General features: G+C 58.1%; 16 protein-coding genes and 1 tRNA gene. 7 read left to right on the forward strand and 10 right to left on the reverse strand.

The window, feature by feature from the left end:
- Window positions 1-53: 53 nt before the first annotated feature.
- The 6 genes from flgE to QU606_RS28140 all read right to left on the reverse strand — a co-directional run bounded on the left by flgE (window position 54) and on the right by QU606_RS28140 (window position 5,099).
- Complete coding sequence (gene flgE / locus QU606_RS28115) at window positions 54-1,370, reverse strand: flagellar hook protein FlgE (RefSeq protein ID WP_168232586.1); 1,317 nt, start codon at window positions 1,368-1,370, stop codon at window positions 54-56.
- A gap of 31 nt (window positions 1,371-1,401) precedes the next feature.
- Entirely contained in the window at window positions 1,402-2,127 is a 726-nt protein-coding gene (gene flgD / locus QU606_RS28120; protein ID WP_304997862.1) for a flagellar hook assembly protein FlgD, read from the reverse strand.
- A 16-nt stretch (window positions 2,128-2,143) separates the two neighbouring features.
- Window positions 2,144-2,587: a flagellar basal body rod protein FlgC gene (gene flgC / locus QU606_RS28125; RefSeq protein WP_024076985.1), complete on the reverse strand. Its 444-nt coding sequence runs from the start codon at window positions 2,585-2,587 to the stop codon at window positions 2,144-2,146.
- 3 nt (window positions 2,588-2,590) lie between these two features.
- A complete protein-coding gene (flgB, locus tag QU606_RS28130) occupies window positions 2,591-2,998 on the reverse strand; it encodes a flagellar basal body rod protein FlgB (RefSeq protein ID WP_003175633.1) in 408 nt (135 codons plus the stop codon).
- Window positions 2,999-3,295: 297 nt separating this feature from the next.
- On the reverse strand, window positions 3,296-4,123 hold the full coding sequence (gene cheR, locus QU606_RS28135) for a protein-glutamate O-methyltransferase CheR (RefSeq protein ID WP_102624090.1): 828 nt from the start codon (window positions 4,121-4,123) through the stop codon (window positions 3,296-3,298).
- Window positions 4,124-4,166: 43 nt separating this feature from the next.
- Window positions 4,167-5,099, reverse strand: coding sequence for a chemotaxis protein CheV (locus QU606_RS28140; protein WP_024076987.1), 933 nt, complete (start codon window positions 5,097-5,099; stop codon window positions 4,167-4,169).
- Window positions 5,100-5,180: 81 nt separating this feature from the next.
- Here QU606_RS28140 and flgA point away from each other — a divergent pair, with 81 nt between their 5' ends.
- The 4 genes from flgA to QU606_RS28160 all read left to right on the forward strand — a co-directional run bounded on the left by flgA (window position 5,181) and on the right by QU606_RS28160 (window position 7,776).
- Window positions 5,181-5,945 carry a flagellar basal body P-ring formation chaperone FlgA gene (flgA, locus tag QU606_RS28145; protein WP_024076988.1) on the forward strand — a complete coding sequence of 255 codons (765 nt, stop codon included), beginning with the start codon at window positions 5,181-5,183 and terminating at the stop codon, window positions 5,943-5,945.
- Between the two features lie 143 nt (window positions 5,946-6,088).
- Window positions 6,089-6,412 carry a flagellar biosynthesis anti-sigma factor FlgM gene (gene flgM, locus QU606_RS28150; RefSeq protein ID WP_024076989.1) on the forward strand — a complete coding sequence of 108 codons (324 nt, stop codon included), beginning with the start codon at window positions 6,089-6,091 and terminating at the stop codon, window positions 6,410-6,412.
- Between the two features lie 47 nt (window positions 6,413-6,459).
- Window positions 6,460-6,930 (forward strand): flagella synthesis protein FlgN, encoded by a 471-nt coding sequence (locus QU606_RS28155; protein ID WP_024076990.1) that lies wholly within the window; start codon window positions 6,460-6,462, stop codon window positions 6,928-6,930.
- Between the two features lie 96 nt (window positions 6,931-7,026).
- Entirely contained in the window at window positions 7,027-7,776 is a 750-nt protein-coding gene (locus QU606_RS28160) for a flagellar brake protein (protein WP_024076991.1), read from the forward strand.
- A 60-nt stretch (window positions 7,777-7,836) separates the two neighbouring features.
- Here the strand turns inward: QU606_RS28160 and QU606_RS28165 are convergent, their stop codons facing one another.
- A complete protein-coding gene (locus tag QU606_RS28165) occupies window positions 7,837-9,228 on the reverse strand; it encodes an MFS transporter (RefSeq protein ID WP_024076992.1) in 1,392 nt (463 codons plus the stop codon).
- A gap of 286 nt (window positions 9,229-9,514) precedes the next feature.
- Window positions 9,515-9,591, reverse strand: a tRNA-Arg gene (locus QU606_RS28170).
- Between the two features lie 328 nt (window positions 9,592-9,919).
- Here QU606_RS28170 and QU606_RS28175 point away from each other — a divergent pair.
- Window positions 9,920-10,150, forward strand: coding sequence for a hypothetical protein (locus tag QU606_RS28175; protein WP_304997863.1), 231 nt, complete (start codon window positions 9,920-9,922; stop codon window positions 10,148-10,150).
- A gap of 10 nt (window positions 10,151-10,160) precedes the next feature.
- On the forward strand, window positions 10,161-10,340 hold the full coding sequence (locus QU606_RS28180) for a PA3371 family protein (RefSeq protein WP_304997864.1): 180 nt from the start codon (window positions 10,161-10,163) through the stop codon (window positions 10,338-10,340).
- Between the two features lie 99 nt (window positions 10,341-10,439).
- Here the strand turns inward: QU606_RS28180 and QU606_RS28185 are convergent, their stop codons facing one another.
- Window positions 10,440-10,625, reverse strand: coding sequence for a hypothetical protein (locus tag QU606_RS28185; protein ID WP_081329241.1), 186 nt, complete (start codon window positions 10,623-10,625; stop codon window positions 10,440-10,442).
- Window positions 10,626-10,734: 109 nt separating this feature from the next.
- Here QU606_RS28185 and QU606_RS28190 point away from each other — a divergent pair, with 109 nt between their 5' ends.
- Window positions 10,735-11,061, forward strand: a complete 327-nt coding sequence (locus QU606_RS28190; protein ID WP_024076996.1) for an Arc family DNA-binding protein — start codon at window positions 10,735-10,737, stop codon at window positions 11,059-11,061.
- Between the two features lie 141 nt (window positions 11,062-11,202).
- Here the strand turns inward: QU606_RS28190 and mgtE are convergent, their stop codons facing one another.
- Window positions 11,203-12,645, reverse strand: a complete 1,443-nt coding sequence (mgtE, locus tag QU606_RS28195) for a magnesium transporter (RefSeq protein WP_069076860.1) — start codon at window positions 12,643-12,645, stop codon at window positions 11,203-11,205.
- Window positions 12,646-12,802 lie beyond the last annotated feature (157 nt).

Raw genomic sequence — 12,802 nt, forward strand, 5'->3', positions numbered from 1 at the left:
GCGCCCACAAAAAAGCCCCTCTTGCGAGGGGCTTCTTGTGGAGCATGACCGCATCAGGTCATCTGGATGATGGTCTGCATGATGGTGCTCTGGGTGGAGATGGTCTTGGCGTTCGCCTGATAGTTGCTCTGGGCCTTGATCAGGTCCACCAGCTCGTTGGTCAGGTTGACGTTGGAGTTCTCCAGGGAGTTGGCCACGATCGAACCCAGCGTACCGGATTGCGGTGCGTCGTAACCCGGCTGGCCCGAGGCGAACGTCTCTCTCCAGGCGGTGCCGCCGGATGGCTGCAGGCCCTGCTCGTTGTTGAAGCTGGCCAGAGAGATCTGGCCGATGGCCTTGCTCTGCTGGTTACTGAAGGTGGCGAACAGCACACCGCTGCCGTCGATCTTCAGGCCGGTGATCTGGCCAGTGGCATAACCGTCGGTGACCGGCGGGTTACGGTAGCTGGCCGAGTTGTATTGGGTGATGTTGGCCATGTTGACGGCAATACCGCCAGCGTTGGCCGCTGCACCGTTAGGCGTCCAGACACCATTGACCAGGCCGCCCGGCTGCCAGGTGGAAATAGTCAGGGTGGTATTGGACGTTGTGGCTGGCGGGGTGACGATCCCGGTGAGCTTGCCGGCGGTGTCAAACGACAACGTCGAGGCTACGGGCGCCGTGGAACCGGTGCCGCTGATCGGGGTGCCGTCAGGGTTACGCCCGTCAATCAGGGTGTAGGAGTTCCAGGTGTTGGAGCCGGTTTTCACCAGGTACTGCACCATAGGATGCGCATTGCCCTGGGTATCGTAGAGCGTGGTGGAGTATTGAGTGTTGAAGCTGTCCGTCTTGGTCGGATCAAATGGGTGCAACGTCTGATCGATCGGCAGCTCGGACGAGTTCAGGTTACTGGTGGAGTCCACCTTGCTCGAAGCCTTCGGCGGCAGGTTCGACAGGTTCAATTGCAGGTCGGTCAGGCCGCCCTTGATGATCTTGCCGTCAGCATCCGCCGCATAACCCTGCAGGCGCGAGGTACCGGTGTTGTTGGTGATGTAGCCGTCCTTGTCCGCACGGAAGGCGCCGCTGCGGGTGTACTCCAGCGAGCCGTCGGTACCCTTCTGCACGAAGAAGCCGCCGCCCTGGATCGCCATGTCCAGGATGCCGCCACTGTTGTTGACGTCGCCCTGGGTGAACTGCTGGGACACTGCCGCCAGGTTCACACCGTTGCCGATGCTGTTCTGGCCGGTACCCAGTTTGGAGGCCGCGTAGATATCCGCGAATTCCGCACGGGACGATTTGAAGCCAGTGGTCGCGACGTTGGCGATGTTGTTGCCGGTCACGTCCAGTTGTTTGTTGGCCGCATAGAGGCCGCTAAGGCCGATGTTAAAAGACATGTTTCTCTCCCTCTGCCGTATTTAGCCGGCTCTATGTACCGATAGTCTGAATTTGCGACAGCTTGATGCTGCCCATGCCGCCCGCCAGGTTCAGCAGCATTTCGCCGCCGGTCTGGCTCAGGGTCACGCTCGTTACCGTTGCCGGCAGCGACGTGGCCAGGGCAACCGCATCGCCCGCGTCGTTCTTGGTGGTGGCATTGAAGGTGTAGGTGCCGGCTGGGGCGACCGCGCCCTTGTCGTCCTTGCCATCCCAGATAAAGCTCTGGTTGCCGGCAGCCTGCTCGCCCATATCGAGGGTGCGCACCACGGCACCGTCCTTGTCGGTGATCTTGACGGAGACGTTGCCCACCGCCGAAGTCACCGCTACCGAACCGGTCATGCTCTTGCTCGTGTCCACGGTGGACTTGTCGGTCTGGATGACCACCGAACGCCCTACCAGCGACGACGCTTGCAGTGCTTGTGACGAGCTGAAGTTGCTGGAGATCGCGTTGACCGAGTCGTTCAGGGTGTTGATGCCTTCCAGGCTGCTGAACTGAGCCAACTGCGCCACGAACGCACCATTGTCCTGGGGCGACAGCGGGTTCTGGTTTTTCAGCTGGGTCACCAGCAACTGCAGGAACGCATCCTTGCCCAGCGACTGGCTGCCTGTCGCCGCCTTGGTAGCGCTGTTAAGACTGCTGTTGTCCGTTGCGGTCTTGACCTTGGAATTGAAAAGGTCCTGGACTGCCGAGTTGTTTGACGTATCAACGATGGCCATTATTTGGCGCCCCTTATCACTGACCCAGGGTCAGGACCTTCTGCATCATGGTTTTGGCGGTGTTCATCATTTCCGCGTTGGTCTGGAACGAGCGGCTGGCGGAAATCATGTCGGCCATCTCCTCGACCACGTTGACGTTGGGGTAGTAGACATAACCCTTTTCGTTCGCGGCGGGATGGTTAGGCTCGTAACGTGCTTCGAGGTTGCTCTGGTCTTCGACCACGCCGAGCACCTGCACGCCCTGGCCGGCGGCGTCCTGGTTCTGGAACAGCGAATCGCTGCCGCCGCTCTGGCCGCCCTGGAACATGGTGGCAAATACCGGGTGGCGGGCGCGGTAGGTCTGGTCAATGCTCGAAGACACGGTCTCGGCGTTGGCGATGTTACTGGCGACGGTGTTGAGGCGCGTGGTTTGAGCGCTCATGCCACTACCGGCAATATTGAAAACACTGGACAGGGACATGGCTTACTCTCCACGCAGGGCTGACATCAGCCCTTTGAATTTGCTGTTGAGCAGGGTAAAGCTGGCCTGGAAGTTCACCGAGTTTTCGGCATAGGCCGATTGCTCCAGCTGGGCGTCGACGGTGTTCTGGTCGATGGATGGCTGCATCGGCGTGCGATACAGCAGCGACTCGTCACCACTGCTCAGGCCTTGCGCTTCAATATGACGGCTGTTGGTCATGTTCAAGGCGAAGGTGCCGTTCTTGGTCTTGTCCTGCTGTGCTGCGAGCACGGCGGAGAAGTCCAGGTCCCGAGCCTTGTAGTTCGGGGTATCGGCGTTGGCAATGTTATTGGCCAGGACTTCGGCACGCTGGGCGCGGAAGCCCAGGGCTTGTTCATGGATACCGAGCGCTTTATCGAAGCTGATGCTCATGGCGGAAACCTTTAGGCTGACCTGCTGTGCGTTAACAGGGTTATAGCAAGGTGCATGCCAATCTTGTGAAAGCCCGGATATCAAGGGGTTGCGGGGAGCTTGCCGACGGCAATGCCAGAAAAGCGGCAACCGTTTTCCGCGTGACGCCAGTAAAGCGGCAATGGGGAGTTGCCGCTTTCTTCAACTTTGCCGCAAAAAAAATGTAGGAGGGGGCTTGCCCCCGATAGCGGTGTATCAGTGATAGATACATCAACTGAACCACTGCTATCGGGGGCGAGCCCCCTCCCACATTCTTTATTACTTGGCCTGGTAGATGATCCCCGGGCTGCACTGCACCATCTGGAAATGATCGGGCAGGCCGTTCAACGCTTCGGATGCACCGAGGAACAGGTAACCGCCGCGCTTGAGGGTGCCGTGGATGCGCAGCAAGATGTCTTTCTTCACTTCGGCAGAGAAGTAGATCAGCACGTTGCGGCAGAACACTATGTCGAACTTGCCCAGGCTGGCGTAGCTGTCGAGCAGGTTGAACGAGCGAAACTCCACTCGGTTCTTGATCGGCGCCTTGACCGCCCAGCGCCCCGCCCCTTTCGGGTCGAAGTAACGTTGCAGGCGCTCCTGGGACAGGCCACGCCCCAGGGCCAGGCTGTCGTACTCGCCGGTCTTGCAGTTGGTGAGCATGGTGCCGGATAAATCCGTCGCCACAATTTGCGCACCGGCCTTCAGCTGGCCCATGTTGGTCCGCTCGAATTCATCGATGGTCATCGAGATCGAGTACGGTTCCTGCCCCGAAGAACAGGCTGCCGACCAGATGCGCAAGCGCTGGCCCGGGCTGGCCTTGATCGCCTCCGGCAACACTTTGCTCTTGAGCACCTCGAAGGGGTATGTATCGCGAAACCACAGGGTTTCGTTGGTGGTCATGGCATCGACCACCATTTCCTTGAGCCCACTGCGCGGCTGGCTCTGGATCCGCTGGACCAACTCACCCAGGGACTTGATGCCCTGCTGTTCCATCAGCTTGTTGAGACGGCTGGATACCAGGTATTGCTTGTTTTCACCAAGCAATATGCCACAGGCTTTTTCCAGGAAGACCCGGAACTGTTCGAAATCCAAATTACCCGTAGACAAAGATACCGCCTCTTAAATCGTGTGACCGCCAGGGAAAAAGCCCCTAGCCGTGATCTGCTGCCTTGATCCGGTCAACTACCCGGGATGCCAGGTCATCAGGACGGAATTTGGCCAGAAAGTCGTCGGCACCGACCTTCTTGACCATCGCCTGATTGAATACGCCCGACAACGAAGTATGCAGGATGATATGCAATTTTTGCATGCGTGGATCGTTACGTATCTCAGCCGTGAGGGTGTAGCCGTCCATTTCCGGCATCTCGATGTCGGAGATCATCATCAAGAATTCTTCTTCCGGCTTCTTGCCTTCATCGACCAGCTTGCGCAGGTAATCCAACGCCTGGCGACCATCATTGAGCGCCACCACGTCCACGCCGACGGTTTGCAGGCAACGGGTCACCTGCTTACGCGCCACCGAAGAATCGTCCACCGTCAGTACGCGCAAGGAAATCGCCTTGTGCGCGGTATCGGCGTCCACCACACCGACCGAAATCGATTCAGAGGTGGGTGCCACTTCGGCGAGGATTTTCTCCACGTCGATAATTTCTACAAGCTGGTTGTCCACCCGCGTCACTGCTGTGAGGTAGTGATCGCGACCGGTGCCCTTGGGTGGCGGATGAATTTCTTCCCAGTTCATGTTGACGATGCGTTCCACCGAGCGCACCAGGAAACCCTGGGTCTTGGTGTTGTATTCGGTAATGATCACAAACGGGTTCTCGCGATCCTGCAGACCGGACGACCCTGTCGCCAAGGCCAGGTCAAGAATCGGGATGGTCGCGCCACGGATGTTGGCCACGCCACACACCACCGGACTGGACTTGGGCATGATCGTCAGCTTGGGGCACTGCAGCACTTCCCGCACTTTGAACACATTGATGCCGTATAGCTGCTTGCCGTCCAGACGAAACAGCAACAACTCCAGGCGATTCTGCCCTACCAGCTGTGTGCGCTGGTTTACTGAATCCATTACACCTGCCATGCCCAGACTCCTACGCTAAAACCTTCGGGGGTACGACGCGTACCCAATACTAAACGGCACGAGCTTTGCTATTTATTGGCTATGGACATTAAAACGACAGTTTCCCGACGCCTTCGCCTCCCACGCAGCCGCAGATTGCTCTGCGTCTCGATGGCGTTGCTTGCCTTGAGCCTGGGAACCACGGCCCGCGCAGATAACGTCACCTTGCCTGATCTACTTATCGGCGTCACTCAAGGCTTTCTTGAGTTCACTGTAGAAGATTATCTGGCGACCACCCAGACACCTGGGCGCTATGAAATCCAGGTCAACCAGCTAGACCCGCGCTTGCGCATGCCAATGTGCGACAAGGAATTGACAGCGTCCCTGGAAAGCCCCGCACAGCCTATCGGCCGTGTGACGGTGAAGGTTCGCTGCGAGGGCGCCGCGCCCTGGACCGTGTTTGTGCCAGCGCAGGTCAAGTTGTTCCGCGATGTCGTGGTGGTGGTAAGACCGTTGAAACGCACTGGCATCATCGGTTTCGAGGACGTGGCCTTGCGTGAACGCGACATCAGTTTGATCAACCAGGGCTATCTGACGTCGGTCGACCAGGCCATCGGGCAGAAACTTACCCGACCAATGGTCACCGATCAGGTCATTACCCTGGTCCATCTGGAGCAGGCCGAGGTGGTTCGCAAGGGTGACCAGGTGGTAATTTCCGCGAGCAGCGGCGGTTTGAATGTGAAAATGCCGGGTGAAGCGCTGTCCAACGGAGGCATGAGTGAGCAGATACGCGTCAAGAACCTCAACTCCAATCGTGTCATCAAGGCACGGGTAACAGCCCCCGGACAAGTCGAGGTTGCTTTATAGATCACTGGAATAGGACGCCAGCTTTTCCTACACTGTGTGCCAGATGTTGCGCGTGCAGGTTTATTGTCAATCGAGCCTAAAGTTTGTCCGGGTATGGCCGAAAACATGGCAAGCGTCCAAATACCCAGAGGTTTTTAATTATCATGGTCATCGATTTCAGTCGTTTGAATAACTCCCCGGCATTGCCAGGCACTACGCGCACCAGCGGCACCAAGGACAGCGTAGAAGCCAAGGCCCAGCCTCTGCCTGCCAAGACAGAACAGGCCAGCGCCAGCCAAAGCGGGGAATCCGTACACCTGAGCAATGAGGCTCAACAGTTGCAGAAGGTCACTGACTCGCTGCGCGACCAACCTGTGGTCAATAAAGCCCGCGTGGCCGAATTGAAACAGGCTATCGCCGATGGCAGCTATAAAGTCGACAGCAACCGTGTAGCCAGCAAGCTGCTTAACTTCGAAGCCGAGCGCTAGGCAAAGGCCTGCGCAGGGCTTTTGGACGCTTAAAACCAAGGCCAGCCATGCACCACGACGAAACCTTGCTTCAACTGATCATTGATGATCTGGCGCCGACGCAACAATTGCTCGAGCTGCTGAAAGAAGAGACCCTGGCCCTCTACGGCCGGGATATGCCGCTGCTGGAAGATATCCTGGCGCGCAAACAGTCGCTGATTGTCCTGCTGGAACAGCATGGCAAGAAGCGCAGCCAGATTCTCACCAGCCTGGGCCTGCCCGCCGATCACGACGGCCTCGCCCAACTGGCCAGCCACTCCTCGGTCGGCGATCAACTGCTGGCCCAAAGCAAAGAACTCAACCAATTGCTCAGCCAGTGCCAGGAAGTCAACCTGCTCAACGGCCAGTCGATCCAGCTTCAGCAAGCTACGACCGCCAACCAGCTGCGTATACTCCACGGCGGTGAGCCACCGGCGCTGTACAACGCCCAAGGCTCTACCTCACGCTTGGTCAAACCAAGCACCCGCAGCCAAGCCTGACGCCCGTTTTCGGCACAGCCTATCCAAGGCCCGCCACATACTGGCAAAATGCCGGTTCTTGCGTGTAGTCGTATTTTGTCTGGAGATGGAAGAACCGTGTTCAACGCCCTTAATGCGGAAGATGCTCCGCAGCCACCCAAGGTGCTCACCACGCCTCTGGAAATCGCCGGCACCTTGCGAATGCTGCAAGAAAGCCATGATCCGCTGATCATCACCTTCCACGAACGCAGCCAGCGCTTCCAGAGCTACCTGGTCGATGTCGATCGGGACAGCAAGACCCTGGCCCTGGACGAAATGATCCCGCGTGACGGCGAACGCCACCTTGAGAATGGCGAACCCTTCCGCATCGAAGGCTTTCACGACGGCGTGCGCGTCGCCTGGGAAAGCAATGGCACCCTGACCATCAGCGAAAAAGATGGCCATCGCATCTACACCGGCGCCATGCCGGGCGAGGTGGTCTACCACCAGCGCCGCAATGCCTTCCGCGCGGCACTGAAGCTGGCCCAACTGGTCAATATCGAGCTGGGCGGCGAGAAACTCAAGGCCCCGGTCAGCGGCAAGCTGCTGGATATTTCCGCCACCGGCTGCAAATTGCGCTTCGAAGGCGATATCTCCGAACGCCTGCAGTTGGGCCAGGTCTACGATCGCTTTATCGCTGCCCTGCCGTTCGGCAGCATGACCACCTCCGTCGAGCTGCGTTACCTGCATTTCGAAGAGAAGATCAACACCACCTTCGCAGGCGTGCGCTTCCACAACATGAGCGGCCTGGTACAGCGCCAGGTCGAACGATTTGTGTATCAACTGCAACGCGAAGCGCGACGCTTCGACAAGGACGACGACTTCTAAGTGTGAAGATCGCGACAAAAAAACGGGCAGACCCCTTTCAGGATCTGCCCGTTTTTGCTTTCAGGGGCGTGCCCTGCTCAGGTCATGGGGGTGCTCATCCGGACCTATAGGTTCTGGCGGTCCTTCGAAAGGCGGCTCATCTGTCGGTGGTACCGAGTCGACTTCAGGCTCAGGCTCAGGCTCAGCAGCAGCTGTCTGCATCTGCTCTTGCACCACTTGCTCATCGACCCGCGGGTCAAGTGCAGCCACCAGCGGCGAACTGGACATGCTGTCAGGCATGGCCACGTGCTGCAGGGGCGCATCATCGACCTGATGCAGGTTGGTCACGGCTTTAGGACGGATACGCCACACCAGGATCAGCGCACACAGGCTGAAAAACGCGTACAGCATCTGACTGCCAAATAGTTTCATCACCACGCCAGCCAGCAAAGGCCCGATACTGGCGCCGACCCCGTAGGTCACCAGCAACATGGCTGTCAGCGATACCCGCCGATCACCTTCAACGTGATCGTTGGAAAACGCCACCGCCAGCGGGTACAGACAGAACTGCACCAACGAACACAGGAACCCGGCCACGAACAGCACCTCCAACGGCACCTTGCTCAGGATGGCCAACGGTAATGCCGCAACCGCCAGGCACAGGGCGAAGCAGCGAATCAACAACGCACGATCATAGCGATCCGACAGCCAGCCCAACGGCCACTGCACCACCAAACCGGCAAAAATGCAGCTACCCATGAACAGACCCACCTGCTCGGTGGTCAGCCCCTGCTGGGACGCATACAGCGGCGCCAAGCCGTAGAACGAGCCAACGATCAGCCCCGCCCCCAGCACCGTACTCAACGACTGCGGTACCCGCTTGATAAAGAAGCGCGGCTCCATCGGCGCCGGATGCAGCGGCGCCGGGTGAATACGCCGGGTCATGGCCACGGGTACCAGGCACAGGGCAAAGCACAGCGCCACCAGCATCAATAGCTCAAGGCCCAGCTGGGGATGCATCACCAGGATCAGTTGGCCCAACACCAGGCCCAGGTAGGACGCGATCATATAGCCACTGAACACCACGCCACGCTGCCTGGCGTCCGCCTGCTCGTTAAGCCAGCTTTCGATAACCATGTACTGGCACATCATCCCCAAGCCCACGATGACCCGCAGCACGATCCAGGCCGGCAGCCAGTCGATCAGGCCATGGCCCAGCACGGCTGCACCGACAATGCCCGCACAGGTGGCGTAGGCACGAATATGCCCCACCCGGCCAATCAGGCGATGCCCGATCTTGCCGCCCAGCACCAAGCCGAAATAGTTGGCTGCCATCAAGGCACCCACCCATAGGCTGTCGACATGGTCAGCCGCCAGGCGCAACGCGAGGTAAGTACTGAGCAGGCCGGAGCCGATCAGCATCATCAAGGAGGCGAAATAAAGGGCTCGAAAAGATTTCCAGATCTGGCGCATCGGCGTTCCGAGCGGCTCCTTGCAGTGAGGGTCAGGGCTACCGGCATGATAGTCCTGGGTTGTTGGGTCCGGACAGGCGCTACGCGCTGTTTCCGAGGATTATTTTGTTTAAATTGATTGGCAACAGCTCTGACGTTGCCGGGGGGCGTGCGAGGTACACCGTTAGTAAAAATACACGACGCACCTGCTGTGAACCTCGATCAGCGGCAAGGTTCGACCTGAGTTTGAAAAGACTCTACGCGTACAAAAAAGCCCCGCCAGCGTTCACTGTGCGGGGCTTTGAATCTGGTGTCCCAGGGCCGGTTCGAACGGCCAACCTTCCCCTTAGGAGGGGGATGCTCTATCCAATTGAGCTACTGGGACAAATGACAGCCGTCGCAGCGATGGGCGCTGCGACGGACGGCGTGCATGTTAACGGCCAAGGTCGGATTTGTCATGTCGTCCGTGGGCTTTTTGAGTGTAGGCGCATGCCTGCCAGAAAGAGCAGGGTTTCGCCTCGTAAAACCAGGGCTGCCGAAGCCATCGTGCAAAATGCATTACCCCAAAATGCCAGCATTGCAATTTGCAACCCTCAGCCCCCTAAAAATAGCCTCAAGCCATTGATTTAATTGAAATAATAGTTTGGCACGGCATCTGCAATACTTCTTCGACAAAATCCAATTTGGCCCAGTCACCGACGGAGAACATGACCATGAACAGTGCCCTTCTGTTAGCCCTCAATACCGTGGCCCTGGCCGTATTGGTGATGTTCCACTTCCAGCAGTCGCCGACTACCGAAGACGACGCCAAGGTGAGCCAGGCCATTCCACACCACCTGCAGCAACGCCCGCAATTGGCAGTGATGACGGCCAACCCGCAATCACCGGTTCGCCTGGCCCAGAGCACACAGGCAGCACCTGCATCCGAACACTGGGTATTCTGAGGAAGCCTTCATGTCCAAATCTGCCTGGCTGTTTCTGTGCCTGACCCTGGTAACCGGTCTGCTCGGACTGGAAACCTCCTCCCAAGACGGCCAAACCATCGCCTTCATCGCCAGCGCCCTGTTCGCCGGATGCCTGGTTCTGACCTTGATTGTGGGCCGCCGAATCAAATTCGATCCCGTGCTGCGCTGAAGCATCGCTCGCCTGCGTTTCGCCCTACCTTATGTCGCCTCGCCTAGTAAATCGGCAAATTGCCACTAGTCTTAAGATTAGGGGCAAAAGGCCACATTGCTATAGGATGTGCGCCCTCAAACCCTGTTGCGGCCTAGGCCTGCGGGAAGATCGCCGAATCTGATCTTCTGCAGGAAAGTTTTCCAACCAGTCCGCAAAAATGCAAATCAGTGCTGGCATAAAGCCTTTAGTCAGTTCAATATTTGTCACAGAATTGACGCCAAGGAACTGGCAAATCTGAGGCATGATGCGGCCTCTTTGCAATTCAGGTTGAACTTTGGTCGTGAGCCTTGTCTTAACACTCATCTTGCGGCCAATTCCAAAAACCGCTCCCCTGAACTAACCGGTTAAATATATGCGCCCATTGAAACAGGCAATTTATTCCAGCCGTACGGCTGACAAGTTCGTCGTACGTCTGCCAGACGGAATGCGGGAACGCATTGCCGAGGTGGCTCGCAATCATCACCGCAGCATGAACTCCGAAATCATCGCGCGCCTGGAACAGAGCCTTATTCAGGAAGGTGCGTTGGGTGAAGAGTTGAGCATGCGCCTGGACAGCCCAGAGCTGTCACTGCACGAACGCGAACTGCTGCAGCGTTTCCGTCAGCTCTCCCACCGCCAGCAAAATGCTCTCGTCTCACTTATTGCACACGATGTCGAGGCGGCCGCAGAAGCCGACTGATCTACCCCTGAAAGCCGAAGCCAGCCTTGTGCTGGCTTTTTTTTGCCTTGAATTTGGGAAGGGGATTATTGCTGGAGCAAACTGGCTTGCGCTGGAAGGGGAACAAGCCCCCTCACTACAACAAGCCAGCCAGGAAGGCGATCAAAGCAGGAAGATGGTTGCCAACCCCAGGAAGATGAAGAAACCACCACTGTCAGTCATGGCGGTAATCATCACGCTGGCGCCCATGGCTGGATCGCGCCCAAGGCGTGCCAGGGTCATGGGGATCAACACGCCCATGAGGGCGGCCAACAGCAGATTGAGGGTCATGGCGGCAGTCATCACCACCCCCAGGGACCAACTGCCATACAGCATGTAGGCCACAATACCAATCACCCCGCCCCACACCACGCCGTTGATCAGCGCTACCGCCAGTTCCTTGCGCATCAGGCGTGAGGTATTGCCGGTGTTCACCTGGTCCAGCGCCATGGCGCGCACGATCATGGTGATGGTCTGGTTGCCGGAGTTGCCGCCAATACCCGCTACGATCGGCATCAGTGCCGCCAATGCCACCAATTTCTCGATAGAGCCTTCGAACAACCCGATCACCCTTGAAGCAATAAAAGCGGTAATCAGGTTGACGGCCAGCCAGGCCCAGCGGTTACGCAATGAACGCCAGACCGACGCAAAAATATCTTCCTCTTCACGCAGACCCGCCATGTTGAGGACTTCGGTTTCACTTTCCTCACGAATCAGGTCGACCATTTCATCGATGGTCAGACGACCGATCAGCTTGCCGTTCTTGTCGACCACCGGGGCAGAGATCAAGTCGTAGCGCTCGAACGCCTGGGCTGCATCGTAGGCATCTTCGTCCGGATGGAAACTCACCGGGTCGCTGGCCATGACATCGGCCACTTTCTTCTCTGGGTCGTTGACCAGCAGGCGCTTGATCGGCAGCACCCCCTTGAGAATGCCTTCGTAGTCGACCACGAAGAGCTTGTCGGTGTGGCCTGGCAGTTCTTTCAAGCGACGCAGATAACGCAATACCACTTCCAGGCTGACGTCTTCGCGGATGGTGACCATCTCGAAGTCCATCAGGGCGCCAACCTGATCCTCGTCATAGGACAACGCAGAGCGCACTCGCTCGCGTTGCTGGCCGTCGAGGGCCTCCATCAGCTCATGGACAACGTCACGGGGCAGCTCAGGCGCCAGGTCAGCCAGTTCGTCGGCGTCCATCTCCCTGGCTGCGGCCAGGAGCTCGTGATCGTCCATGTCGGCGATCAGGGTTTCGCGCACCGAATCGGATACTTCGAGGAGGATGTCGCCGTCGCGATCAGCCTTGACCAGTTGCCAGAGGGTCAGTCGATCGTCCAGCGGCAAGGCTTCAAGGATATAGGCGACGTCGGCAGAGTGCAGGTCATCGAGCTTGCGCTGCAATTCGACGAGGTTTTGCCGGTGAACCAGGTTTTCGACGCGGTCGTGATTCGGACCTTCCTGGCGGTGCGTGAGGTCTTCGACCACGCGCTGGCGCTGCAGCAGCTCGATGACTTGAGCCAGGCGATCCTGCAGGCTTTCTTGTGTTTTCTTTACTTCTACTTCGGTCATAGGCGAACTCCACTCCCAGCAGCGGGGCACGCCGGAAGGATCAATCAGTCAATTCATGATTGGTAAAACGGGATACTGAGTAACTACTGGGTAAGTCCATGGAGGTATTCCATAAGCCCCGGCGGGGCTGACGGGCGCAATGATACACCGCCCGGCC

It is taken from the genome of Pseudomonas sp. OVF7, assembly GCF_030644265.1.
Lineage (GTDB): Bacteria > Pseudomonadota > Gammaproteobacteria > Pseudomonadales > Pseudomonadaceae > Aquipseudomonas > Aquipseudomonas gorinensis.